Origin of the sequence: Streptococcus sp. 2100, from assembly GCF_013276335.1 — a bacterium.
In the GTDB taxonomy this organism is placed as follows: domain Bacteria; phylum Bacillota; class Bacilli; order Lactobacillales; family Streptococcaceae; genus Streptococcus; species Streptococcus pseudopneumoniae.
In genome coordinates this window covers 73295-99008 of record NZ_VMKV01000017.1, presented here as the reverse complement: position 1 = coordinate 99008, position 25714 = coordinate 73295, and the positions used below count along the sequence as shown (strand labels likewise).

The 25714-nt window shown below is 38.9% G+C and carries 29 protein-coding genes, 4 pseudogenes and 1 riboswitch; of the genes and pseudogenes, 25 read left to right on the top strand and 8 right to left on the bottom strand.

Translation table 11 applies throughout. The features are described 5' to 3' along the window. A partial coding sequence (locus HT669_RS03710; RefSeq protein ID WP_172924385.1) for an HIT domain-containing protein occupies positions 1-155 on the bottom strand: 155 nt, incomplete at its 3' end. 67 nt (positions 156-222) lie between these two features. Between HT669_RS03710 and HT669_RS03705 the strand changes: the two genes are divergently transcribed. Beyond that, the gene (locus tag HT669_RS03705; RefSeq protein WP_000889950.1) at positions 223-954 is read left to right on the top strand and encodes an ABC transporter ATP-binding protein; all 732 of its coding nucleotides are present in this window, start codon (positions 223-225) and stop codon (positions 952-954) included. Continuing rightward, positions 951-2000, top strand: a complete 1050-nt coding sequence (locus tag HT669_RS03700) for an ABC transporter permease (RefSeq protein ID WP_000653756.1) — start codon at positions 951-953, stop codon at positions 1998-2000. Before HT669_RS03705 ends, HT669_RS03700 begins: the two co-directional genes overlap by 4 nt. A gap of 61 nt (positions 2001-2061) precedes the next feature. Here the strand turns inward: HT669_RS03700 and HT669_RS03695 are convergent, their stop codons facing one another. Together HT669_RS03695 and HT669_RS03690 are read right to left on the bottom strand one after the other, a co-directional pair. Next, on the bottom strand, positions 2062-2385 hold the full coding sequence (locus HT669_RS03695) for a hypothetical protein (protein WP_000131861.1): 324 nt from the start codon (positions 2383-2385) through the stop codon (positions 2062-2064). A 28-nt stretch (positions 2386-2413) separates the two neighbouring features. Beyond that, positions 2414-2665: a hypothetical protein gene (locus HT669_RS03690; RefSeq protein WP_001130045.1), complete on the bottom strand. Its 252-nt coding sequence runs from the start codon at positions 2663-2665 to the stop codon at positions 2414-2416. A gap of 358 nt (positions 2666-3023) precedes the next feature. Here HT669_RS03690 and HT669_RS03685 point away from each other — a divergent pair, with 358 nt between their 5' ends. From HT669_RS03685 to HT669_RS11025, 22 genes and pseudogenes are all read left to right on the top strand, one after another. Beyond that, on the top strand, positions 3024-3362 hold the full coding sequence (locus HT669_RS03685; RefSeq protein ID WP_000682128.1) for a LytTR family DNA-binding domain-containing protein: 339 nt from the start codon (positions 3024-3026) through the stop codon (positions 3360-3362). Positions 3363-3366: 4 nt separating this feature from the next. Then, positions 3367-4104: a LytTR family DNA-binding domain-containing protein gene (locus tag HT669_RS03680; RefSeq protein WP_001219132.1), complete on the top strand. Its 738-nt coding sequence runs from the start codon at positions 3367-3369 to the stop codon at positions 4102-4104. A gap of 13 nt (positions 4105-4117) precedes the next feature. Then, positions 4118-5467: a sensor histidine kinase gene (locus tag HT669_RS03675; protein WP_101514704.1), complete on the top strand. Its 1350-nt coding sequence runs from the start codon at positions 4118-4120 to the stop codon at positions 5465-5467. A 68-nt stretch (positions 5468-5535) separates the two neighbouring features. Then, the gene (locus HT669_RS03670; protein WP_101514703.1) at positions 5536-5892 is read left to right on the top strand and encodes a hypothetical protein; all 357 of its coding nucleotides are present in this window, start codon (positions 5536-5538) and stop codon (positions 5890-5892) included. Between the two features lie 278 nt (positions 5893-6170). After that, positions 6171-6290 (top strand): PncF family bacteriocin immunity protein, encoded by a 120-nt coding sequence (locus HT669_RS03665; RefSeq protein WP_101514702.1) that lies wholly within the window; start codon positions 6171-6173, stop codon positions 6288-6290. A gap of 286 nt (positions 6291-6576) precedes the next feature. Beyond that, positions 6577-6741, top strand: coding sequence for a hypothetical protein (locus HT669_RS03660; RefSeq protein WP_049511538.1), 165 nt, complete (start codon positions 6577-6579; stop codon positions 6739-6741). Then, entirely contained in the window at positions 6738-7142 is a 405-nt protein-coding gene (locus HT669_RS03655; protein WP_101514701.1) for an immunity protein, read from the top strand. Before HT669_RS03660 ends, HT669_RS03655 begins: the two co-directional genes overlap by 4 nt. 625 nt (positions 7143-7767) lie before the next feature. After that, positions 7768-8151 carry an immunity protein gene (locus tag HT669_RS03650; protein ID WP_165778272.1) on the top strand — a complete coding sequence of 128 codons (384 nt, stop codon included), beginning with the start codon at positions 7768-7770 and terminating at the stop codon, positions 8149-8151. A gap of 51 nt (positions 8152-8202) precedes the next feature. Continuing rightward, positions 8203-8892, top strand: a complete 690-nt coding sequence (locus HT669_RS03645) for a CPBP family intramembrane glutamic endopeptidase (protein WP_023938710.1) — start codon at positions 8203-8205, stop codon at positions 8890-8892. 40 nt (positions 8893-8932) lie between these two features. Continuing rightward, positions 8933-9181, top strand: a complete 249-nt coding sequence (blpZ, locus tag HT669_RS03640; protein WP_023938708.1) for an immunity protein BlpZ — start codon at positions 8933-8935, stop codon at positions 9179-9181. Positions 9182-9210: 29 nt separating this feature from the next. Then, a complete protein-coding gene (locus HT669_RS03635; RefSeq protein WP_023938707.1) occupies positions 9211-9822 on the top strand; it encodes a type II CAAX endopeptidase family protein in 612 nt (203 codons plus the stop codon). Between the two features lie 161 nt (positions 9823-9983). After that, positions 9984-10778, top strand: a complete 795-nt coding sequence (locus tag HT669_RS03630; protein ID WP_016399198.1) for a phosphotransferase family protein — start codon at positions 9984-9986, stop codon at positions 10776-10778. Further along, entirely contained in the window at positions 10775-11410 is a 636-nt protein-coding gene (trmB, locus tag HT669_RS03625) for a tRNA (guanosine(46)-N7)-methyltransferase TrmB (RefSeq protein ID WP_023938706.1), read from the top strand. The genes HT669_RS03630 and trmB overlap by 4 nt, the downstream gene beginning before the upstream one ends. A 125-nt stretch (positions 11411-11535) precedes the next feature. Beyond that, a complete protein-coding gene (gene rimP / locus HT669_RS03620) occupies positions 11536-12015 on the top strand; it encodes a ribosome maturation factor RimP (protein WP_001808916.1) in 480 nt (159 codons plus the stop codon). Between the two features lie 43 nt (positions 12016-12058). Then, positions 12059-13195, top strand: coding sequence for a transcription termination factor NusA (gene nusA / locus HT669_RS03615; RefSeq protein ID WP_172922070.1), 1137 nt, complete (start codon positions 12059-12061; stop codon positions 13193-13195). Positions 13196-13216: 21 nt separating this feature from the next. After that, the gene (locus tag HT669_RS03610) at positions 13217-13510 is read left to right on the top strand and encodes a YlxR family protein (RefSeq protein ID WP_000857562.1); all 294 of its coding nucleotides are present in this window, start codon (positions 13217-13219) and stop codon (positions 13508-13510) included. Beyond that, positions 13503-13802, top strand: coding sequence for a YlxQ-related RNA-binding protein (locus HT669_RS03605; RefSeq protein WP_172933624.1), 300 nt, complete (start codon positions 13503-13505; stop codon positions 13800-13802). Before HT669_RS03610 ends, HT669_RS03605 begins: the two co-directional genes overlap by 8 nt. A gap of 16 nt (positions 13803-13818) precedes the next feature. Then, positions 13819-16701, top strand: a complete 2883-nt coding sequence (gene infB / locus HT669_RS03600) for a translation initiation factor IF-2 (RefSeq protein WP_172933623.1) — start codon at positions 13819-13821, stop codon at positions 16699-16701. 165 nt (positions 16702-16866) lie between these two features. After that, positions 16867-17217, top strand: coding sequence for a 30S ribosome-binding factor RbfA (gene rbfA / locus HT669_RS03595; protein ID WP_001273597.1), 351 nt, complete (start codon positions 16867-16869; stop codon positions 17215-17217). Positions 17218-17473: 256 nt separating this feature from the next. Further along, a pseudogene (locus HT669_RS11030) lies at positions 17474-17812 on the top strand (hypothetical protein); the annotation flags it as partial. Positions 17813-17951: 139 nt separating this feature from the next. Then, positions 17952-18714, top strand: a pseudogene (locus HT669_RS03585) (DpnI domain-containing protein). Further along, positions 18710-19090: pseudogene (locus HT669_RS11025) on the top strand (DpnD/PcfM family protein); the annotation flags it as partial. The pseudogenes HT669_RS03585 and HT669_RS11025, both read left to right, overlap by 5 nt. 63 nt (positions 19091-19153) lie before the next feature. Here the strand turns inward: HT669_RS11025 and dcm are convergent. Further along, on the bottom strand, positions 19154-20419 hold the full coding sequence (dcm, locus tag HT669_RS03575) for a DNA (cytosine-5-)-methyltransferase (RefSeq protein WP_000865858.1): 1266 nt from the start codon (positions 20417-20419) through the stop codon (positions 19154-19156). A gap of 117 nt (positions 20420-20536) precedes the next feature. Between dcm and HT669_RS03570 the strand changes: the two are divergent. Further along, a pseudogene (locus tag HT669_RS03570) lies at positions 20537-22027 on the top strand (Sau3AI family type II restriction endonuclease). Between the two features lie 55 nt (positions 22028-22082). Here the strand turns inward: HT669_RS03570 and HT669_RS03565 are convergent. The 4 genes from HT669_RS03565 to HT669_RS03550 all read right to left on the bottom strand — a co-directional run bounded on the left by HT669_RS03565 (position 22083) and on the right by HT669_RS03550 (position 25587). After that, entirely contained in the window at positions 22083-23345 is a 1263-nt protein-coding gene (locus tag HT669_RS03565) for a nucleobase:cation symporter-2 family protein (protein WP_023940821.1), read from the bottom strand. Continuing rightward, positions 23345-23926: a xanthine phosphoribosyltransferase gene (locus HT669_RS03560; RefSeq protein WP_000770400.1), complete on the bottom strand. Its 582-nt coding sequence runs from the start codon at positions 23924-23926 to the stop codon at positions 23345-23347. Before HT669_RS03560 ends, HT669_RS03565 begins: the two co-directional genes overlap by 1 nt. Before the next feature lie 122 nt (positions 23927-24048). Next, positions 24049-24144: riboswitch (purine riboswitch) on the bottom strand. A gap of 217 nt (positions 24145-24361) precedes the next feature. After that, entirely contained in the window at positions 24362-24748 is a 387-nt protein-coding gene (locus tag HT669_RS03555) for a VOC family protein (RefSeq protein ID WP_172933622.1), read from the bottom strand. A gap of 11 nt (positions 24749-24759) precedes the next feature. Next, entirely contained in the window at positions 24760-25587 is an 828-nt protein-coding gene (locus HT669_RS03550) for an exodeoxyribonuclease III (RefSeq protein WP_172922065.1), read from the bottom strand. Positions 25588-25714 lie beyond the last annotated feature (127 nt).

The window sequence follows — 25714 nt, the reverse complement described above, 5'->3', positions numbered from 1 at the left end:
TTAAGTGATAAAGTCGGGTGTTCTTTTGGCACGACCAAGGTGTGTCCTGGTGTCACTTGAGAGATATCAAGAAAGGCAAGAACCTGCTCATCTTCATATACTTTTGAAGCAGGAATTTCCCCTGCGATGATTTTACAAAAAATGCAATCTGACATAAAATCTACCTCTACTGTACTGAATTTTGATATAATATAGCTACATTATACCAGATTTGGAGAAAATATGTTAGAAATTAAAAACCTGACAGGTGGCTATGTTCATGTCCCTGTTTTGAAAGATGTGTCTTTTACTGTTGAAAGTGGGCAGTTGGTCGGTTTGATTGGTCTCAATGGTGCTGGAAAATCGACGACCATCAATGAAATTATCGGTCTGTTGACACCTTATAGTGGCTCCATCAATATCAATGGCCTGACCCTGCAAGAAGATGCGACAAGTTACCGCAAGCAAATTGGCTACATTCCTGAGACACCTAGCTTGTATGAGGAATTGACCCTCAGAGAGCATATCGAAACGGTTGCCATGGCTTATGGTATTGAGCAAGATCTTGCTTTTGATCGAGTAGAACCTTTGTTAAAAATGTTCCGTCTGGACCAGAAATTAGACTGGTTCCCTGTTCATTTTTCAAAAGGGATGAAGCAGAAGGTCATGATTATCTGTGCTTTTGTGGTGGATCCAAGTCTTTTCATCGTGGATGAGCCTTTCCTTGGTCTTGACCCGTTGGCTATTGCGGACTTGATTCAGCTTTTGGAAGTGGAAAAGCAAAAAGGCAAGTCTATTCTCATGAGTACCCACGTGCTGGATTCAGCGGAAAAGATGTGTGATGCTTTTGTCATTCTTCACAAAGGGGAAGTGCGTGCTAAGGGAAATCTCCTGCAACTGCGCGAAGCCTTTAACATGCCTGAGGCTAGTTTGAATGATATTTACTTGGCTCTGACCAAAGAGGAGGACCTATGAAAGACTTGTTTTTAAAGAGAAAGCAGGCTTTTCGTAAGGAGTGTCTTGGTTATCTACGTTATGTTCTCAATGACCACTTTGTCTTGTTCCTGCTTGTCCTGCTGGGCTTTCTAGCCTACCAGTACAGTCAACTCTTGCAAGATTTTCCTGAAAATCATTGGCCCATCCTTTTGTTTGTAGGAATTACCTCTGTTTTACTGTTGCTTTGGGGTGGAATTGCCACCTATATGGAGGCTCCAGACAAGCTCTTTCTCTTAGTTGGAGAAGAGGAAATCAAGCTCCATCTCAAGCGTCAAACTGGCATTTCCCTAGTCTTTTGGCTCTTTGTACAGACCCTTTTCTTGCTTTTATTTGCGCCCTTATTTTTAGCCATGGGTTATGGCTTGCCTGTCTTCCTAATCTATGTGCTTTTGTTTGGGTTAGGTAAATATTTCCTCTTTCGTCAAAAGGCCAGCAAATTTTTCACTGAAACTGGACTGAACTGGGACTATGTCATTTCCCAAGAAAGCAAGCGCAAACAAGTCTTGCTTCGTTTCTTTGCCCTCTTTACGCAGGTAAAGGGAATTTCAAACAGCGTCAAGCGTCGTGCCTATCTGGACTTTATCCTAAAGGTTGTTCAGAAGGTGCCTGGGAAGATTTGGCAAAATCTCTATCTTCGTTCTTATTTGCGAAATGGAGATCTCTTTGCGCTCAGTCTCCGTCTGCTCCTACTTTCCTTGCTGGCGCAGGTCTTTATCGAGCAAGCTTGGATTGCGACAGCAGTGGTAGTTCTCTTTAACTACCTCTTGCTCTTCCAGTTGCTGGCCCTCTATCATGCCTTTGACTACCAGTATTTGACTCAACTCTTTCCACTGGACAAGGGGCAAAAGGAAAAAGGCTTGCAGGCGGTAGTCCGAGGATTGACCAGTTTTGTTTTACTTGTGGAATTAGTTGTCGGGTTGATTACCTTCCAAGAAAAACTAGCCCTTCTAGCCTTGCTGGGTGCAGGTTTGGTTTTACAAGTCTTGTATTTGCCTTATCAGGTAAAACGTCAGATGCAGGACTAACATTGCCTATATGACACTAAAAAAGAAGTTGAGTTCAGTTTGCCTCAACTTCTTTTATTTTCTACAAGATAATGGTTGGCCCGTAGAGGCTCAACTTGGTCTTGACTTGGTCAAAGTGGAAGCGGTCATAGGCCCGCCAAGCGGCACGAGTAGGAGCATCTGGATCGAGAGCGCTGAGTCCCATGAGAAGACTGGAAGTCTGGTAAAATTTTTCCAGTTCAATCAAGACTCGATTATCCACTGTCTCAGCCTTTGCTAGAAAGCCAAGAATAGAGTTTAATTGCTCCTGAAAGCGGACGTCGTCAGCGGTTGCCTGTCTGCATGCTTGGTAGGCTTTGTTTAAGTCAGTTATCAGTGCCTGAGCAGTTTTAATTGGGTCTGTCATTTACGTGACCTCCTATATAATTTATGTTTTAAGGTAAGGGATTGTGTAAATCTCCTAGTGAGGCACCTATATTGTTAGCAACATTGCCAACTATGTTGCCCCAATCAATGATACATTTACCATTATCAAGATTAGCTTTATTATATGAATATCCATTTCTACATAGTACATTATCGCTAATCATATGAAACGGAGAATACCATCCATATGGAATACTACCGCCATTTATATGAGAAAGTTCGATTGATGTTAATTGTTTTGTTTTATTTGACTTGGCCATAATTTTCTCCTTGTTATATTTACGTCAATTGCAATAGAGTATATTTATAGGGTGTTAATCATGGTGGATGTGAATAAATCATATGCACCCCTCCTTTTTTGATGATTTTTAAAGTTGTTGCAAACATAGTCTTTCTATAATCATAATCTATCACTTTTATCTCCTTTTTCACCATCAAATCTTTAATTGTCCTTGAAATTTCCTGAATGGTACTGTTAAGATTTTATGATAAAATAGTTGTAAGCTCATCATGATGTTGTAGAAAAATAGTCCTTTTAGGAGTTTTCAAAGACTGTTTAGGATTGGGTGCGCTTGTGTGAGAACTTTTCTGTTATTCTTTTCTTAGGAGGAGAATCCAATGAAACATATGATTATTCAGACACAGAAAACAGTTTATAAAGTAAACATCGACGATGTCTACTATATCCAAACACATCCAACTAAAGCCCATACTGTACAGATTGTTACAGAAGAAGCTAGTTTTAATATGGTTCAAAATTTAAGTGATCTTGAGAACCAATATGGGAAAACCTTGATGAGATGTCATCGAAATTGTTTGGTCAATCTTGATAAAGTGAAATCGATTGATTTTCAAGAAAGAATCCTTTTTCTCGGAGAAGAAGGTCAATACGCTGTCAAGTATGCCAGACGTCGCTATAGAGAAATTCGTCAAAAATGGTTGAAAGAAGGAGAGTAGGAAGATGAGAATATTTGTTTTGGAAGATGATTTTTCCCAACAGACTAGGATTGAAACGACGATTGAGAAACTTTTGAAAGAACATCATATCATTCCCAGCTCTTTTGAGGTCTTTGGTAAGCCAGACCAGCTACTGGCAGAGGTGCATGAGAAGGGCGCACATCAGCTATTCTTTTTGGATATTGAGATTCGAAACGAGGAGATGAAGGGGCTAGAAGTGGCTAGAAAGATTCGAGATCGGGATCCATATGCCCTGATCGTCTTTGTGACGACTCACTCGGAGTTTATGCCCCTGTCCTTTCGCTACCAAGTGTCTGCTTTGGACTATATTGATAAGGCCCTTTCGGCAGAGAAGTTTGAATCTCGTATCGAGACAGCCCTCCTCTATGCCAATGGTCAAGACAGTAAAAGTCTGGCGGAAGATTGCTTTTATTTTAAATCAAAATTTGCTCAATTCCAGTATCCTTTTAAAGAGGTTTACTATCTCGAAACGTCCCCAAAATCTCATCATGTTATTCTCTATACCGAGACGGACAGACTGGAATTTACAGCGAGTTTAGAGGAGATTCTCAAGCAGGAGCCTCGTCTCCTGCAGTGCCATCGCTCTTTTCTTATCAATCCAGCAAATGTGGTGCATTTAGATAAGAAAGAAAAACTGCTTTTCTTTCCCAATGGTGGAAGCTGTCTAATCGCGCGTTATAAGGTCAGGAAAGTGTCTGAAGCTATCAATAACTTACACTGATTAAGGAGAAATTATGGCTGTTGCTTGGATATTGTTGTATGCGCTTGTTATTAATGGACTAGAAATTGTCATTTTCTTTAAGGTAGATGGAATTGGTCTCACTTTTGAGAGGATTTTCAAAGCTTTTCTTCTGAAATTTCTTCTAGGAGCCATTTTTGCGACTTTTCAATTTTTGGATGTAAGTGAATATTTGTCCTATTTTATAGAACCTTTGTTCGGTATAGGTCTATCTTTCTTATTGTTAAGAGGGCTTCCTAAAAAAATCCTTATTTTTTATGGTCTCTTCCCAATGATATTAGTAGAGCTCTTTTACAGAGGTGTTTCCTATTTTGTGCTTCCATTTTTGGGGCAAGGAATTGTAGATGGGGATGGCAATCCTATCTTTGTATTGATTATGATATTCGTTTGCTTCATAGTTTTAGTCTTTTTGAAATGGTTAGACTATGATTTCACTAGATTGAGAAGGGAGTTTCTAGATACAGGTTTTCAAAAGTCTCTTACTAAGATTAACTGGGCAATGGGGGCTTATTATCTAGTGATGCAAAGTCTATCTTACCTTGAATATGAACAAGGTATTCAATCAACGACTGTTCGCCATCTCATCCTAGTGTTTTACCTCCTCTTTTTTATGGGAATTGTCAAGAAGCTAGATACATATTTGAAGGAAAAACTTCAGGAAAAACTGAACCAAGAGCAGGCCTTGCGCTACAGAGATATGGAACGCTATAGTCGGCATATAGAGGAACTTTACAAGGAAGTACGGAGTTTTCGTCATGACTACACCAACCTCTTGACCAGTTTACGTCTGGGTATTGAAGAGGAGGATATGGAGCAGATAAAAGAGGTCTACGACTCGGTCTTAAAGGATTCTAGTCAGAAATTGCAGGACAATAAATATGATCTGGGCCGATTGGTGAATATTCGTGATAAAGGCCTCAAAAGTCTTCTAGCAGGAAAATTTATAAAAGCTAGAGAAAAGGATATTGTCTTTAATGTCGAAGTTCCTGAGGAGATTCAGGTCGAGGGGATGAGACTACTTGATTTTCTAACCATTGTGTCTATCCTTTGTGACAATGCTATTGAAGCCAGTGTAGAGGTTGGTCAACCTCACGTTTCAATCGCCTTTTTAAAAAATGGAGCACAGGAGACCTTCATCATCGAAAATTCCATCAAAGAAGAGAGAATAGATATTTCTGAAATCTTCTCCTTTGGAGCAAGCTCTAAAGGAGAGGAGAGAGGAGTTGGTCTCTATACCGTTATGAAGCTTGTGGAAACTTATCCTAATACTAGTTTAAATACCACCTGTCAAAATCAAGTCTTTCGTCAGGTTTTAACGATTCACTCGATGTCGGTTGATGATTAGAAGATTTGTGGAAAGAAGTACTGTCTGCAGTCATCGATTAAAATACTATAGTTTATGAGGTATCCTATATGAATAAGAAATCCTTTTTTATCATCTGTTCTACGTTGATCATAGCATCGAATCTTCTCATGATTTCCGTGGTGAACAAGGGAGAAGAAACAGGGAGCAATCTGTTTGTGATTGCTATAGCCTGTATTTTGCTACCAGCCTTTTTATATGCAGTTGAAAACCAACTGACTTCATTGATAAGAGTAGAGTCAATACTTCTGATTCAGTTGACAGTTATATCTCTACTCCGCCTTATCAACAGAATAGGGAGTACGCCTGAAATTCTCAACATTATCATTACCCTCCTATTTTTGGCAAGTGGGACAGCTGCTATCCTTGTTGCGATTATGAGAATATATGAGAACATACGGAAGTGAGGGTAAGTAGTTTTCTATTTTGTATTTTCACATTGTCAAGTTTCCCCAGGGCAAGTATGTTTTCCATGCTTGCTTTTTAAATTTTTTAACAATTCAAGATGTTTTGATGACCATTTATGATTTGGATGGAAAATTTTAAAAAATAGTAGTATACTAACCTTATTAAGGTTGTAATAGGACGAAAGTAAAAAGAGGTATTCCTCGTGAATGCAAAAACAATGTTACAATTGGTTATTATGGTTGCTTAAAGACTTGAGCTTGTGTACTTGGAGGTAATTATGGATTTCAAAAGTTTTCTTATTGCTTTTGTTGTTGGTATGTTTGTTTCTTTTATTACTTATTTAATTAGGGAAAAATTTTTAAAATCTCCAAAGAAGGATACAGATAGTACCCCCTAAAAAATAAATTTTTCCCCTGTATTTGCTAGCTTAATTTACAGGGGAGTTTCTTTAATTTTGTTTCGCCTGTCAAAATGATATGTGATAGCAGGATGAAAAGTCTACAAATTAAGTTGGTATCAATATGGTGTAAAGGGCAAGTATGTTTTTCATGCTTGCTTTTTAAATTTTTTACAATTCAAGATGTTTTGATGACCATTCGTGATTTGAGTGATCCAAGGTCAAAATAAGTGCTATACTAATAGTGTAAAGGTTCTAGCTCAACAAACATTTAGGAGGAAATCTTATGAAGAAAAAAATACTTGTCATTTTCATCTTGTATCTAATCATGTCCATCTTTCTATATCCGCTTAGGGAGAGTGCTTGGTATCAGCTATTTTATACCATAGCCTATATGATTGCGGTTATGATTTATCTTGCTTTAACTAAAAAGAAAGGAGCAAAGAAATGAAAACTTTTCTTGCTAAAAAACGGAACATCTTCCTTGCGAGATTGTTCTTAGGTCAGTTGCCCTTGCTTGTCTCTACTTATCTATTTCTATCTCGTCAGTTTTTAAATTTTTCCTTGGTTTTCCAATTTCTTTTAGTGGTTATTAACTTGGCTTCTATTTTGGTCACTGTTTACCTCACTAGGGAAATGAGGATAAGAGAGTTTGAAGATGATGATTTGGTTAGTCCTAGAACCAATCAACTTATGTTCATTGGTTTGACAGGTTTTATGTCTATTATTTGTTTGTATAGAGGTATCACAGCAGGAGAATCCTACCAACAAATAATCGCTTATATTGGCGCTATTCTCTGCTTGCTTATCATGCTTCTACTCATTTGGGGTTTGAAGTATTATAAAAAGTAGGGGCTAATGAAGTTTTTACAATTCAAGATGTCTCGATGACAATTCAAGATTTGGATGAAAAACTTTAACAAATAGTGCTATACTGAAATTGTCAAAGTTGCAAAGGGTGCTGCTACATTCTGTTAAAAATCGCTCTTGATTGATAAGTTGGATTTGTTAGGAAAGGAGTAAATAATTATGGATAAGAAAAAGATAGTTTCGACTATAATATGTATAGTATTTCTTGTAGAGTCAGTGGATAATTTTTTTAGAGACTTAACCCCGTTATTGTTCATTTTAAATATTATTGGCCTAACTTGTTTTTTAGTGTTAATATACACTAACATAAAAGAGATGCTCTTAAATATACGTAAATGATGATTTGGTTAGTCCTAGAACCAATCAACTCATGTTCATCGGCTTGACAGGTTTTATGTCTATTATTTGTTTGTATAGAGGTATTTCAGAAACAGAATTCTATCAACAACTAATCGCTTATATAGGTGTATTCTCTACTTGTTTATCACGCTTCTGCTCATTTGGGGCTTGAAGTATTAAAAGTAGCTTTCTATTCTTTTCTGACAGGATATTTGAGTAGAAGGCTCTATTAAATTGTTAGTGAAATAAATGAATGGAGGTATTTAATATGAAATACAGATTATTTCTTGTTATTTTCTTGAGTAGTATGTTGGATATTCTTTTAGGGACATTTTTACAAATCTCTAATGTATCGATAGGTTGGATTGTTCTCTACAGTGGATTATTTGAAGCAGGAATTTTCCTTCTTGCCAATAAAGGGTTGGCGGTAAAGATTAAGGAAGCAGACATTCAAAACCGCTTTAAATTTATTTTTGGAAAAACGCTATGGTTTCAAATTCTTTGGCTCATCTTTTTGATGGTCAAACTGTATCTTGGTTTGGATGCGAGATTGATTTTATTCTATGGACATATTTTCATTGTCTTTAATGCCTTAATGTATCTATTATCTAGTAGTCAGGTTAGCCTTAAAAAGAACAAGCTGTCTTCTTAATCTTACAGCAGTAGAGCCTGACAAGGGGAGGTCATAGTGGGGAGGATTTCTATGAAAAAGTATCAACTTCTATTCAAAATAAGTGTAGTCTTGTCTTACCTATTTTTCGTATTTGGTCTTTCTCGGCTGACGCTTATTGTTCAAAATTATTGGCAATTTTCTTCCCAGATTGGCAATTTCGTCTGGATTCAAAATTTCTTGAGTTTGCTATTTAGTGGAGTCATGATTTGGATTCTGTTTAAGACAGGGCACGGCTATCTTTTTCGCATTCCGAGAAAAAAATGGCTTTGGTATTCGATTTTGACAGTATTAGTGCTAGTGCTCCAGATCTCTTTTAACGTTCAGACAGCTAAACATGTTCAGTCAACTGCTGAAGGTTGGGCTGTATTGATCGGTTATAGTGGGACCAACTTTGCCGAGCTAGGTATCTATATAACTTTGTTCTTTCTGACTCCACTTATGGAAGAGCTGATCTATAGAGGATTACTGCAACACGCCTTTTTTAAGTATTCGAGATTTGGCCTTGATTTGCTTCTTCCGTCAATTTTATTTGCTCTTCCTCATTTTTCAAGCCTGCCTAGTCTGTTAGATATTTTCATCTTTGCAACAGTTGGAATCATCTTTGCCGGTTTGACCCGCTATACCAAGAGTATTTATCCATCCTATGCGGTGCATGTGATCAATAATATTTTCGCAACATTACCATTTTTGCTGACTTTTTTACATAGGGTCTTGGGGTAAAAAACAAAAGGCTTGCTTTTCAGCCATAGAGGAGGTCATCATGTATAAACACTTATTTTTCCTAGATTCAAAAACCTTAGACTGGTTGACGCCCTATATTCTAGACTTGGCTTCTGACACCATTGCCTTTAATGTTTTTGTGCTAACCTTTGTATCTGTGGTGGTCTTTTATTTCCTGAATCCCATGCTAGCTTTAATGGCTATCTTCTTAGGGGCTGGCTATGTGGTCGGATTTTGGTTACTCAAATGGTTTGTTTTGGAAAGGTTAGAGCTAAAGGATGACGCGTAGGAAGTCTGTTTGGTGAGGAGGATAATTTGATGGAGTTTTTTGATAAATTTCATGCCTTGTGTTTTGGATTTTTAGTACTACTAATCGTCATTACAGTTCCTTATACGATTAACCATGGGGATTTTTTTCAAAATGAATCTGAATTGATTATTGTAAGTCTTCTAGTAACCTCGCTGAGTGTTGCTTATGCTAGAAAGTTTGAAATGATTTCTTTTGGGATGTTAAGCAGGAAACAACTTTTACTTTTCATTGCAATCTTTCTTCTAAGTGTGCTTGAGACGCTGGTTTATATTCATTTCTTTGCTGTTTCTTCTGGCGCAGGAGTTCAACACTTGGCGGAAGTCAGCAGAGGAATTTCTCTGTCTTTGATTTTGACTACCTCAGTTTTTGGCCCCATCCAGGAGGAACTCATTTTCAGAGGACTTCTTCAAGGTGCGGTTTTTGACAACTCTTGGTTAGGGCTTGTGCTAACTTCCTCTCTCTTTTCTTTTATGCATGGACCTTCTAATGTCCCTTCGTTTATTTTTTATCTACTTGGGGGCTTGTTGCTGGGCTTTGCTTATAAAAAGAGCCAAAACTTATGGGTTTCTACTCTAGTCCACATGTTTTACAACAGTTGGCCACTCTTATATTATTTATAAAAATTATGAAAAGGTAAGCAGAAGACGGTGCTTGCCTTTTTCTTTCTATAATGATACCCAAGCCAATCCAGATGCTTTTCTTTGAGAATCGGGCGTGGAGCGGTTGACGAATAGGCCAAAAACTAGTAGAATAGTAAGGAAACTTTATACGGAGGAAAGAAATGGATTTGGGTGATAATGAGCTAACACTGACTCCCATACCTGGGAAAAGTGGCAAAGCTTATATGGGTAGCTATCCTGATGGGAAGCGCATCTTTGTAAAAATGAACACCTCTCCAATCCTACCTGGTCTAGCTAGAGAACAAATTGCTCCACAATTATTATGGAGTCGCCGTTTGGCAGATGGGCGTGATATGTGTGCTCAAGAATGGTTGACAGGCAAGATATTGACCCCCTATGATATGAATCGTAAGCAAATCGTCAATATTTTAACCCGCCTTCATCGCTCACGTCCGTTGATGACACAGTTGAGTCGTTTGGGATATGCCATGGAAACGCCTGTAGATTTACTGCAGTCTTGGCAAGAAACGGCTCCAGATGCTTTGCGTAAAAATCATTTTATCAGTGAAGTGATGGCTGATTTACGTCAGACTATTCCAGGATTTAGAGAGGACCATGCGACCATTGTCCATGGAGATGTACGACATAGTAATTGGATTGAGACAGACAGTGGCTTGATTTATTTGGTGGATTGGGATTCGGTTCGTTTGACCGACCGCATGTTTGATGTGGCCCATATGCTCTGCCATTATATTCCAGAACATCAGTGGAAGGAATGGTTGACCTACTACGGTTACAAGTACAATCAAACGGTATTAAGTAAATTGTATTGGTATGGTCAATTGTCTTATTTGAGCCAGATTTCCAAGTATTATATGAACCAAGATTTAGAAAATGTCAATCGGGAGATTCATGGCTTGCGTCACTTCCGAGACAAGTATGGAAAGAGAAGATGAGAGTTAGAAATCGTAAAGGGGCGACAGAATTACTAGAGGCAAATCCCCAGTATGTGGTCCTCAATCCTTTAGAAGCCAAGGGAAAATGGCGGGACTTGTTTGGCAATGATAATCCCATTCATGTGGAAGTTGGAAGTGGAAAGGGTGCCTTTGTTTCAGGGATGGCCAAGCAGAACCTTGACATCAACTATATCGGGATTGATATTCAAAAGTCTGTTTTGAGCTACGCTTTGGACAAGGTTCTTGAAGTTGGAGTGCCTAACATCAAGCTCTTGTGGGTAGATGGTTCTGACTTGACTGACTACTTTGAAGACGGTGAGATTGATCGCTTGTATCTGAACTTTTCAGATCCTTGGCCGAAAAAACGCCATGAAAAGCGTCGTTTGACCTACAAGACCTTCTTGGATACCTTCAAACGTATCTTGCCTGAAAATGGAGAAATTCATTTCAAGACGGATAACCGTGGCTTGTTTGAGTACAGCCTAGTGAGCTTTTCTCAGTATGGCATGAAACTCAATGGTGTCTGGTTAGATTTACATGCCAGTGATTTTGAAGGCAATGTCATGACAGAATACGAGCAAAAATTCTCCAACAAGGGGCAAGTTATCTACCGAGTTGAGGCAGAATTTTAAGAAATAGCCTAAAATCAGGCTGTATAAGTGCTTTTGCTTTACATAAGTTGGCAAACGTGCTATACTGATAGTAAGAATATGAAAAGTGAGGCGGGGAAATATCTTCGCCTCTTGCTTATGAGGAGGTGGACGCAATCGCAACAATCGTAGAATTAGTCAGAGAAGTTGTAGAACCTGTCATAGAAGCACCTTTCGAACTCGTGGATATCGAGTATGGAAAGATTGGCAGTGACATGATTCTCAGTATTTTTGTAGATAAACCTGAAGGAATTACCTTGAACGACACGGCAGACTTGACAGAAATGATCAGTCCTGTCCTAGACACCATCAAGCCAGATCCCTTCCCAGAACAATATTTCCTAGAAATTACCAGTCCAGGCTTGGAACGTCCTTTGAAAACCAAAGATGCCGTCGCTGGAGCGGTTGGGAAATACATCCATGTCGGGCTCTACCAAGCCATCGATAAGCAAAAGGTCTTTGAAGGAACCTTGTTGGCCTTCGAAGAGGACGAGTTGACTATGGAATATATGGACAAGACACGTAAGAAAACTGTCCAAATTCCATACAGTTTAGTATCAAAAGCACGTTTAGCAGTTAAATTATAGAAAAAGAAAGGATAGCTTTTGAGGATTCAAAAGTGAAGAAAACATGAGTAAAGAAATGCTAGAGGCCTTCCGCATTTTGGAAGAAGACAAGGGAATCAAAAAAGAAGATATCATCGACGCAGTAGTAGAGTCGCTTCGTTCCGCTTATCGCAGACGCTATGGTCAATCAGACAGCGTAGCCATTGACTTTAACGAAAAAACAGGTGACTTTACCGTTTACACTGTCCGTGAAGTTGTTGATGAAGTATTTGATAGCCGTTTGGAAATCAGCTTGAAAGATGCTCTTGCCATCAATTCAGCCTATGAACTTGGTGATAAAATCAAGTTTGAAGAAGCGCCTGCTGAGTTTGGTCGTGTAGCAGCCCAATCTGCCAAACAAACTATCATGGAAAAAATGCGCAAGCAAACACGTGCCATCACTTACAATACTTACAAAGAGCATGAACAAGAAATCATGTCTGGTACTGTAGAACGCTTTGACAACCGCTTCATCTATGTCAACCTTGGCAGCATCGAAGCCCAATTGTCAAAACAAGACCAAATCCCTGGAGAAGTTTTTGCTTCTCATGATCGTATTGAAGTTTATGTCTACAAGGTTGAAGATAACCCTCGCGGTGTCAATGTCTTTGTTAGCCGTAGCCATCCAGAAATGATCAAACGCTTGATGGAGCAAGAAATTCCTGAGGTCTATGACGGAACTGTTGAAATCATGAGCGTGGCTCGTGAAGCTGGTGACCGTACCAAGGTTGCCGTTCGTAGCCACAATCCAAACGTGGATGCTATCGGTACAATCGTTGGACGTGGTGGTGCTAATATCAAGAAGATTACTAGCAAATTCCACCCAGCTCGCTACGATGCTAAGAATGACCGCATGGTACCAATCGAAGAAAACATCGACGTTATCGAGTGGGTAGCAGATCCAGCTGAATTTATCTACAATGCTATCGCTCCTGCTGAAGTTGACCAAGTTATCTTTGATGAAAACGACAGCAAACATGCCTTGGTGGTTGTTCCAGATAACAAGCTTTCTCTTGCTATTGGTCGTCGTGGACAAAACGTGCGCTTGGCGGCTCACTTGACTGGTTACCGTATCGATATCAAATCTGCTAGCGAATTTGAAGCCATGGAAGACGCTGCTTCAGTAGAGTTGGAAGTAGAAAACGATACTGTAGAAGAATAAAAGCTGCTAGAGGAGGGAAAGATGAAAACGAGAAAAATCCCTTTGCGCAAGTCTGTCGTGTCCAATGAAGTGATTGATAAGCGTGATTTGCTCCGCATTGTCAAGAACAAGGAAGGACAAGTCTTTATCGATCCGACAGGCAAGGCCAATGGCCGTGGTGCTTATATCAAACTAGACAATGCAGAAGCCCTAGAGGCGAAAAAGAAGAAGGTCTTTAACCGTAGCTTTAGCATGGAAGTGGAAGAAAGCTTTTATGACGAGTTGATCGCTTATGTGGATCACAAAGTGAAAAGAAGAGAGTTAGGACTTGAATAAGCAAAAGATAAGCAATCTCTTGGGACTTGCTCAGAGAGCAGGGCGGATTATATCGGGTGAAGAATTGGTGGTCAAGGCCATTCAAGACGGCAAGGCCAAGTTGGTCTTTCTAGCTCATGATGCTGGACCCAATCTGACCAAGAAGATTCAAGATAAAAGTCATTATTATCAAGTAGAAATTGTAACCGTGTTTTCAACACTGGAATTAAGCATAGCAGTCGGTAAATCAAGAAAGGTTTTGATTGTGACAGATGCTGGATTTACAAAGAAAATGAGGTCTCTTATGGAATAGAAGAGGAGGACATGATTTGTCTAAGAAAAGATTGTACGAAATCGCAAAAGAACTTGGAAAAGAAAGTAAAGAAGTTGTAGCGCGTGCAAAAGAGTTGGGCTTGGATGTGAAAAGCCACTCATCAAGTGTGGAAGAAGCTGTCGCTGCAAAAATCGCTGCCAGCTTTAAGCCTGCAGCTGCTCCGAAAGTAGAAGCAAAACCTGCAGCACCAAAAGCAAGTGCAGAAAAGAAAGCCGAAAAATCTGAGCCAGCTAAACCAGCTGTAGCTAAGGAAGAGGCAAAACCTGCAGCCCCAAAAGCAAGTGCAGAAAAGAAAGCCGAAAAGTCTGAACCAGTAAAACCAGCTGTAGCCAAGGAAGAGGCAAAACCAGCTGAGCCAGTCGCTCCGAAGGCAGAAAAAGTAGCAGCTAAACCGCAAAGCCGTAATTTCAAGGCTGAGCGTGAAGCACGTGCTAAAGAGCAGGCAGAACGACGCAAGCAAAATAAGGGCAATAACCGTGACCAACAACAAAACGGCAACCGTCAGAAAAACGACGGTCGCAATGGTGGAAAACAAGGTCAAGGAAATCGCGACAATCGTCGCTTTAATGACCAATCTAAGAAACAGCAAGGTCAGCAAAATCGTGGAAACGATCGTCGTCAGCAAGAGGACAAACGTCCAAATCAAGCGGCTCCACGCATTGATTTTAAAGCCCGTGCAGCAGCCCTAAAAGCAGAGCAAAATGCAGAGTACGCACGTTCAAGCGAGGAACGCTTCAAGCAGTATCAGGCTGCTAAAGAAGCCTTGGCTCAAGCTAACAAACGCAAGGAACCAGAGGAAATCTTTGAAGAAGCGGCTAAGTTAGCTGAACAAGCGCAACAAGCACAGCAAGTTCAAGCAGTGGTTGAAGTCGTCCCTGAGAAAAAAGAACCTGCAGTGGATACACGTCGTAAAAAACAAGCTCGACCAGACAAAGAACGTGATGATTTCGATCACGAAGAAGATGGTCCTAGAAAACAACAAAAGAATCGAAGTAGTCAAAATCAAGTGAGAAATCAAAGAAATAGTAACTGGAATAACAAAAAGAACAAAAAAGGCAATAACAAGAACAACCGTAATCAGACTCCAAAACCTGTTACGGAGCGTAAATTCCATGAATTGCCAACAGAATTTGAATATACAGATGGTATGACCGTTGCGGAAATCGCAAAACGTATCAAACGTGAACCAGCTGAAATCGTTAAGAAACTCTTTATGATGGGTGTCATGGCCACACAAAACCAATCCTTGGATGGGGAAACCATCGAACTCCTCATGGTGGATTACGGTATCGAAGCCAAACAAAAGGTTGAAGTGGATAATGCTGACATCGAACGTTTCTTTGTCGAAGATGGTTATCTCAATGAAAATGAATTGGTTGAGCGTCCACCAGTTGTAACTATCATGGGACACGTTGACCACGGTAAAACAACACTCCTAGATACCCTTCGTAATTCTCGTGTTGCGACAGGTGAAGCAGGTGGTATCACTCAGCATATCGGTGCCTACCAAATCGTGGAAAATGGCAAGAAGATTACTTTCCTTGATACACCGGGACACGCGGCCTTTACATCTATGCGTGCGCGTGGTGCTTCTGTTACCGATATTACGATTTTGGTCGTAGCGGCAGATGACGGGGTTATGCCTCAGACTATCGAAGCCATCAACCACTCAAAAGCGGCCAATGTTCCAATCATCGTAGCTATCAACAAGATTGATAAACCAGGTGCTAACCCAGAACGCGTTATCGGTGAATTGGCAGAGCATGGAGTTATGTCAACTGCTTGGGGTGGAGATTCTGAATTTGTTGAAATCTCAGCTAAATTCAACCAAAACATCGAAGAATTGTTGGAAATAGTCCTTCTTGTAGCTGAAATTCAAGAACTCAAGGCAGACCCAACAGTGCGTGCGATCGGTACAGTTATCGAAGCGCGCTTGGATAAAGGAAAAGGTGCGGTCGCAACCCTTCTTGTTCAACAAGGTACCTTGAATGTTCAAGACCCAATCGTTGTCGGAAATACCTTCGGTCGTGTCCGTGCTATGACCAATGACCTTGGTCGTCGTGTTAAGGTAGCAGGTCCATCAACGCCAGTTTCAATCACAGGTTTGAACGAAGCGCCAATGGCGGGTGACCACTTTGCTGTCTACGAAGATGAAAAATCTGCGCGTGCAGCAGGTGAAGAGCGTGCCAAACGTGCCCTCATGAAACAACGTCAAGCTACCCAACGTGTTAGCCTTGAAAACCTCTTTGATGCCCTTAAAGCTGGTGAACTCAAGTCTGTTAACGTTATCATTAAGGCTGACGTACAAGGTTCTGTTGAAGCCCTTTCTGCATCACTTCAGAAAATCGATGTGGAAGGTGTCAAAGTGACCATCGTCCACTCAGCGGTCGGTGCTATCAATGAATCTGACGTGACCCTTGCCGAAGCTTCAAATGCCTTTATCGTTGGTTTCAACGTACGCCCTACACCACAAGCTCGTCAACAAGCAGAAGCTGACGATGTGGAAATTCGTCTCCACAGCATTATCTATAAGGTTATCGAAGAGATGGAAGAAGCCATGAAAGGGATGCTTGATCCAGAATTCGAAGAAAAAGTTATCGGTGAAGCAGTTATTCGTGAAACCTTCAAGGTGTCTAAAGTGGGAACTATCGGTGGATTTATGGTTATCAACGGTAAGGTTGCCCGTGACTCTAAAGTCCGTGTTATCCGTGATGGTGTCGTTATCTATGATGGTGAACTCGCAAGCTTGAAACACTATAAAGACGACGTTAAGGAAGTTACAAACGGCCGTGAAGGTGGAATGATGATCGACGGCTACAATGATATTAAGATGGATGATGTGATTGAGGCCTATGTCATGGAAGAAATCAAGAGATAATAGAGAAACGATAGCTCATTTGACTCGTCGTCAACAGCGCCTTGATGAACTTCAGTTCTATCTAAGGCTTGTTTCCTAGATTCAAATGGCTCTAGTTCCTCTATCTAATAAAAATAGCTAGGTCTGCTGGCCTAGCTTTTGGTTCAAAGTAGAGAAAGGAATATCATGGCAAATCATTTCCGTACAGATCGTGTGGGCATGGAAATCAAGCGTGAAGTCAATGAGATTTTGCAAAAGAAAGTCCGTGATCCACGTGTCCAAGGTGTGACCATCACAGATGTTCAGATGCTGGGTGACTTGTCTGTTGCCAAGGTTTATTACACCATTTTGAGTAACCTTGCTTCGGATATCCAAAAAGTCCAAATCGGGCTTGAAAAAGCAACTGGTACCATCAAACGTGAACTTGGTCGCAATTTGAAATTGTACAAAATCCCAGATTTGACCTTCGTCAAAGACGAGTCCATCGAGTATGGAAACAAGATTGACGAGATGCTACGCAATCTGGATAAGAACTAAAGAAGAGGGGCAACCCTCTTTTTTGGTGGAGAAAAAGGCAATAAAACATGATGGGGGAATCTTTCTAGACTTATACTCAATGAAAATCAAAGAGCAAACTAGGAAACTAGCCGCAGGCTGTACTGGAGTAGGGCAAGGTGAAGCTGACGTAGTTTGAATTTGATTTTCGAAGAGTATTAAAAATTATTAAAAAGATTTATAAAATTTAGATAGTGTGATATTATGAGATAAAGATACAAGAGAAAGAGGTATTTATATGGCTGAACAAGACTTAGCTATGCAAGTATTGCAACAAGTGGTGAAACTACCTGTTGTTAAGGTTGATCGTTCGAAGTTTTTAGTGGATAAGTTTTCCAAAGAATTAGATTCACAGGACATTCCTACCTTATTAGAACAAGGCCCAACGTCTCTCTTATCTTAAGAAATCTTAGATCGAGTGGCTAATGTCTGTATTAGGGATAATGTTTTATTAGCGAGTGGGACTTCTGTTGTTGCAGGATTACCAGGTGGACTTGCCATGGCAATTACCATACCAGCGAATATAGCTCAATTTTATGCTTTTTCTTTAAAATTAGCTCAAGAACTAGGGTATATTTTATGAGATATGTGAGAAGGAAATATAAAAGAGAATGATGAAATACAAATGTAATAGGTACATATATGTGGTATACTAGTTATAGTAGATTTTAATTGCTTATATCGAGTGAATTCTCATATTAGTGAGGAATTTTTAAATGGAATTACAATTTAATTTAGAACTAGTAGAAACCTATAAAAGTAATAGTCAGAAGGCACGTATCTTAATGGAGGATTGGGTTTATCGTCAGTCTTATTGCCCTAATTGTGGGAAAAATCCTTTAAATCATTTTGAAAATAATAGACCTGTAGCAGATTTTTACTGTAATCATTGTAGTGAGGAGTTTGAACTAAAGAGCAAAAAAGGAAATTTTTCATCAACAATCAATGATGGTGCTTATGCAACGATGATGGAGCGTGTGCAGGTAGATAATAATTCTAATTTCTTTTTTAACTTATACAAAAAATTTTGAGGTAAATAATTTTCTTGTCCTTCCGAAGCAATTTGTTACACCGAAATCAATTATTCAAAGGAAGCCACTTGCGCCAACTGCTAGACGAGCAGGTTGGATTGGTTGTAACATTGATTTATCACAAGTACTTTCTAAAGGAAGAATATTTTTTGTGAAAAATGGACAAGTTAGAGATCCAGAAAAAGTTACAAAAGAATTTAAGCAAAGTTTATTTTTAAGGAAGAACTCTCTTTCAGTAAGAGGTTGGACAATAGAAATTCTAAATTGTATAGATAAGATAGAGGGTTCAGAATTTACCCTTGAAGATATGTATCGTTTTGAAAGTGACCTAAAAAATATCTTTGTTAAGAACAATCATATCAAAGAAAAGATTAGGCAACAGCTTCAAATATTAAGAGACAAAGAAATAATAGAATTTAAAGGTAGAGGAAAGTATCGGAAATTATGAAAACTTATGTGTAATGGTTTATACTTTATCAGACCCTGATTGTGTGAGGTGGTTGTCTGAAAATATGGAGTTTGGTGATGAGAAACAACTTTTTTTATTGAATAAAAAATATAGCTGGGAATATGGAGATGAATTACCAGAGTGGTTGGAAAGCCCAAAACTATATAGATTATTGCTAATAAGTGAATGATTGGAAAGCAATTTAAAACTGAAAAAGTATACAGTAGAAATTACAGAAACTTTATCACGTTTAGTAAGTATAGAGGCTGAAAATCCAGATGAAGTCGAACGACTTGTAAGAGAAAAGTATAAGAGTTGTGAAATTGTTCTTGATTCAGATGATTTTCAGAACTATGACACTAGCATATATGATTAGATAGATGTTTTTATTTTGTCACACAAAAAAGAGGCTCGCACCTCTTTTTTAGTTTCAGATAAATTAATCAATTTTTTTAATAAATTTAGCAATTTCTTTTACAATCTCAGTAACCAAAGCATTTCCCATAAAAAACATTCTCATTTTATCAGATACCTCTACAATAGATCCATCTAACAATTTCTTTTTAGCTGTCCAATCATCTGGGAAATCCTGAAGGCGTTCAGCTTCAATGGGTGTAATTAATCTATATTTATTGTTTACAAATAATAAATGTGTGGAACGATTAACTGTTCCTTCGGATGTAAGCATTGTTCGTCCTGGAAGGTTTAAATCATCATAAGGGGACATTCCTCCTTCTGAATAGATGTATTGATGTCCGTCAGAGGATGTTCGTTCAATTTTCTTAGGTCCTCTAAGATATTGAAATTTTTCCAATTTTGACTGATCAGTTAAAAAATATTTTTCAGGTACTTCAGACTCATCTTGAAGAATTTCTCCTAGAGTGATAGGATTGCCATTGTAATTAGGTTCTGTATCAATAGAATAGTATTTTCCATGTCTCATAATTCCTGTATTCCAAACAGTACCAGTAAAAGTATCTGAAACTTCAACTATATCATTTGGTAACTCATAAAACACATGACGATTTTTAACTGCTATAGGTTTAATAGGAAATTGTTTTGCAAATAGACCTTGATTGAAAATATAGTCATCATACCTATTATCTTCAAAGATTTCTTCATTTTTTTCGTAAAGATTGTCATTTTTTTGGGCAAAGACTGTATCATTTCGATATACGAAAAAGAATACACGACGTCTTCGTTGGCTTCTTCCATACTCAGCAGCATTAATAACTCTCCACTCTACAGAATATCCAAGGTTATTAAAAGCTGTTAGCATGATTGCAAAATCACGTCCTCTCTGTTTTGAGGGCGCTTTTAAAAGCCTATCCACGTTTTCCAGAATTAAGTATTTGGGTTTAATGATTTCAGTTGCTCTAATGATTTCCCAAAATAAAACTCCTTTTTTTCCTTCAATACCTTTTTCATCTTTCTTGCTACGCGCAACAGAGTAATCTTGGCAAGGAAAACCACCGACAATCATATCGGCATCCATTTTGGAAAATTGTTCGTCTGTTACATCAGAGATACTAATATTGATGTTTTCGCTATTGGGGAAGTGATAATCATAGACCTCAAATGCGTCTTGAGATTTACGAGATGGTTCCCATTGGTTTGCCCATTTTGTTTTAAAGAGTTGCTTATCGGCATTTTCTAATCCTATCCGAAAACCGCCAACTCCAGCAAATAGTTCGAGAACTTTCATCTTTTCTCCTTCATTTTTTTTACAGTTTAATCCATTATATACTATTTTCAATGATTGATCAAGTATTAATGTTTGCTTTAGTTTAATTTGATATAATATAAAAGATAGGAGAAGAAAATGGATCAAAACTTATTTAACTATAACGATGAAGATATCGATAGTGTTATTGAATATTCTCATAAACTATTAAATAGAAAATTTTCCGATGTTATGGAAGAGTATAATCGTTCGCTTTATAAATCATATGACGATTATAATGATAGAGTAGTCTCTGAGGTACAAGATAAAGCAATTAGTATGAAGTCAAAAGGGCAGTATGGAAATTATATTGAAAAATATTTCTATGGTTACCAGCCAAATAGTGACTCGGAAGCTGACTTTGAAAAAATAGGTGTAGAGTTAAAAGTTACTCCTTTTAAGATAAACAAAAATGGGACACTTAGTGCAAAAGAACGACTTGTATTAACAATACTAAACTATATGGAGGAAAATTTAGAGGATTTTTACTCCACTCATTTATGGAAAAAATGTGCAAAGATTTTGTTATTGTTTTACAATGGCTTAATTCCCAATCAAACAATGAAGGACTATGTCATTGAAAAAATATTTTTATATGAATGGTTTGAGGAGGATATGGCAGTCATCCTTGAAGACTATCAGAAGATTATAGATAAAATCAAAAATGGAAGGGCACATGAATTATCAGAATCAGATGGAAACTATTTATCAACTTGTACAAAAGGTGCAGGTAAAGGAAAGGATTTAAGACAGCAACCATTTAGTCATGAATTAGCAAAACAAAGAGCTTGGGAATTAAAATCAAGTTATATGACCTATCTGATTAATCATAAAATTTTTAACCAATCAGATCAAGAAAGTGTTTTGGCTAATTTTAGGGGTGAAAAAAAGTCATTTACTGAGGTTATTGCAGAGAAGATTCTTTCCTACAAAGGTTTCTCTGAACAAAAGTTATATGATAGATTTGAAGTGAATCCCAAGGCAAAAGGTAAGAATAGTACTCTGATTAGAAAAATTTTAGGCTTGACAGGGGATTTGGATAAGACCAAAGAATTTCAAAAAGCAAACATGAATTTGAGAGTTATTCGAGTAGATAAGAATAATTTACCTAAGGAAGACTCTCCATTTAAAACTTATTGTTTTAAAGAATTAGCAGCAACAGATAGTTAGGAATCATCACATGTTTATAATGAAATTTATAATAAACGATTCCTTTTCGTTATTTTTAAGGAAATTGAACCTAAGCTATTTGTATTAGATTCTATCAAATTTTGGGGATTTCAGGATAGACAATTAGAAGAAATCCAAAGAGTGTGGCAGGAAACTAGACAAATTATTTCTGACGGAGTTAAATTAACTCAAAATGGTAATAAAGTTTCAACTAATTTCCCTCAAAGTAAGATAAATAGAATTCTATTTACGAAATTACATGCTACCAATGCTTACTATGAAATTGAAAAAGGAAAATTTGTTGGGAAAGGCTCATTATCTGATACAGATGAACTTCCAGATGGACGTAGGATTACAAAACACTCCTTTTGGATGCCTAAGAAGTTTATAAAAGAAATATTAGATGGGAATTGGGATTGATAGTATTTATAATCAATTTGTGATAAACAAAAAAAGAGGCTCACACCTCTTTTTCTTATTTCTTTTTATGATTTAATACGGCATTGAGGACAATGGCGAGTAGGCTGGCTACGACGATTCCGTTTGAGAAGAACATTTGGAAGGCTGTCGGCATGCTGACAAAGAGATTACTGTTGTTGAGTCCGACACCTGCAGCGATTGAAACAGCTGCGATAAGGAAGTTATGTTCATTGTTAGCAAAGTCAACACGAGCGAGGATTTGCATCCCTTGAATGGATACAAAACCAAACATCACCAGCATGGCACCACCGAGGACAGGGCTCGGAATGATTTGAGCAAGGGCACCAAACTTAGGAAGGAGTCCAAGGAGAACCAGGAAACCAGCTGCGTAGTAGATTGGCAGGCGAGTCTTGATACCTGATAATTTAACCAAACCAACGTTTTGTGAAAATCCGGTGTAAGGGAAGGTGTTAAAGATTCCTCCGAGAAGTACGGCCAAACCTTCTGCGCGGTAACCGTTGCGCAGGCGCGTGCTGTCGATTGGATCTTTCGTGATATCAGACAAGGCTAGGTAAACACCAGTCGACTCAACCATAGACACCGTTGCGATGATACACATCATGACAATAGATGAGATTTCAAAGGTTGGCATCCCAAAGTAGAGTGGAGTTGGGACATGGACAAGTGGTGCTGACGCAACAGGAGAGAAGTCCACCAAACCCATGCTAGCAGCAATGGCGGTTCCAACAACCAGACCAATCAAAATAGAGATAGACTTGATAAATCCTTTGGTAAAGATGTTGATCAAGAGGATAATCAGAACAGTAATAGCTGCAAGCAAGAGACTTTGACCAGTTGGTTCTGGAACGTTATTTCCCATATTTCCAATAGCGACAGGGATCAAGGTTAAACCAATCGTGGTAATAACAGATCCTGTTACGATAGATGGGAAGAGATTGGCTACTTTTGAGAAGATACCTGAAACAAGAACCACGTAAATCCCTGATGCGATAAGGGCACCAAACATAGCGCCACTACCATGGCTTTGCCCAATCATAATCAAGGGAGCTACCGACTGGAAGGCAACCCCAAGAACGACTGGTAGCCCAATCCCAAAGTATTTGTTGAGTTGGAGTTGGAGGAAGGTTGCCACACCACACATGAAGATATCTGTGGAAATCAGGTAGGTCAACTGCTCAGTTGAATAGCCAAGGGCTGTCGCAATCATGATGGGAACCAGGATAGATCCTGAGTACATGGCTAGTAAGTGCTGCAAGCCAAGAACGGCTGCTTGCGAATGTTTTTCTTGAGTTTGCATTAGAGATCTGCCTCCTTAAATACGACTTGACCATTTTCAAAACGATCCAAACGAGCGAGTGATAGAACAGGGTAACCTGCTTTTTCAAGCAAATCACGGCCATCTTGGAAAGATTTTTCAATTACGATACCGATAGCTTCGACTGTGGCTCCAGCCTGTTCGATGATCTGAATCAAGCCTTTAGCAGCTTGGCCGTTAGCAAGGAAATCGTCGATAATCAATACCTTGTCCTCTGGTGAGAGGAATTTTCCAGCGATAGAAACGGTGCTGGTTACCTGCTTGGTAAAGGAGTAGACTTGGGCAGTTAAGATGCCTTCATTCATAGTGATGTTTTTAGCTTTTTTAGCGAAAATCATGGGAATGTTTAAGGATTCAGCTGTAAAAAGGGCTGGGGCAATGCCTGACGCTTCAATGGTCACAACCTTAGTAATGCCAGCAGCAGCAAATTTTTCCGCAAAAACCTTACCAATCTCTCGCATCAAGCTAAAGTCAACTTGGTGGGTTAAAAAGGAATCCACCTTGAGGATGTTGTCACCCAAGATATGCCCATCCTTGAGGATGCGCTCTTCTAATAATTTCATAAGACCTCCTAAAGTCTAAAAGATGCTTCATTTGCTTGTTTAGAGTTTCTAGTAAGAAATTGAAAAAGGACCTACTTAATCTCTAAGCAAGTCCCAAAATAGGCATGACAAAAAAGACCATACCTTTAAGCCAACTTACTTATTGTTAGGTGTTCCGGCACCTTGTAGAAACGTCGTGCCAATTCACGACATAAACAAGTAAAACGATATTCAATTTTAAACAGGCTTGTGCCAATGTTTTTATTTTATACTAAATAATTTTAGAAATCAAATGTTTTGTCAGTTTTTTTGGAATAAAAAACGAACAAATTGAAGAAAAATAGATAAATTATCAATTGTAGGCTAACATTTAGAAGTATTTTCCATCATAAAAGACATATTATCAAGATTCTTCAAGACCTGACAATATGTCTTTTTCTGATTTGAAAGATTTTTCTATTCGCTAAATCTTAAAAAATAGCCATCTGGATCCAAAACTGCAAATTCGTGAGGGTAAATAAAGCTATCTCCCACTCGAAATTCTCTTTTGGTCAGCGGACAATGGATAGGATAGTCAGCTTCCAGCAGTTTTTGGTGGAGCTGAGGGACATCTGCAATGCCAAAGGAAATATTGACACCGCGCCCGAAAGGATAGGTTAGTTGGGCTAATTCTTCTGTGCTGCCTTCTTCTAGCATAAGTTGGCAGTCTTCAAGCGAGAGGAAGAGAAATTTCTCCTCTGGACGCTCGTATTCGACAGAAAATCCCAGCAAGTCGCAGTAGAAGTGGCGTGACTTTTCGAGGTCAGATACTACAAATTCAGGAATGACAGCTTGATAGTCCATTAGCTTTCTCCTTAGAGCTCAATCTCCATGACAATGGGTGTGTGGTCTTGGCGCGCACCAGAGTCAATCATATCAGACTTGGTCACCTTGTCAGCGATGCGGTTACTTGTGAGCCAGTAGTCGATTCTCCAGCCTGTATTGTTGATTTTAGAAGTTTTGCTACGTTGTGCCCACCAAGTGTAGCGTTCTGGAACATCGCCATGAACATGACGGAAGGTGTCGGTAAATCCAGTTGCCAAAAGGTTGGTAAATCCAGCACGTTCCTCGTCGGTAAATCCTGGTGAACGGCGGTTGCTAGCAGGATTTGCAAGGTCGATTTCATTGTGGGCAACGTTGTAATCACCGGTCGCAAGAACTGGTTTTTCTTTGTCTAGTTCAGCCAAGTACTCAGCATATTTGACATCCCAGACTTGGCGTTCTTCCAAGCGTTTGAGACCATCACCAGCATTTGGTGTGTAAACCTGGGTCACGAAAAATTTATCAAATTCCAAAGTGATGATGCGGCCTTCCAAGTCCATGGTAGAAGGGGCACCGATTTCTGGGAAAGTGACAGTAGGTGTGAGTTCTTTCTTATAGAGGAACATAGTACCAGCATAGCCTTTGCGGGCAGGTTCTTGAGAAGAGCGCCACGTGTTTTCGTAGCCTGGGAAGAGTTCTTCTAAAATTTCCAAGTGTTTCTTTGTAGGCCCTTTGGCAGAAAGCTTGGTTTCTTGGATAGCGATAATATCAGCATTTTCAGCGACCAAGGTTTGTAGGACTTCTTGGGACAATTTGGCACGAGCTGAATCACTAGTTAGGGCAGCGTTTAGGGAATCAATATTCCATGAGATAAGTTTCATAAAGTTACCTTTTTCATTCAGATTATAGATTTTATTATACCAAAAAAAGGTCTATTTCCCCAACGTATGGTTTGAAAAATCACTCTTTAGACTTTATCCTGAGAAAATAAAAATTCCCTAAACTATT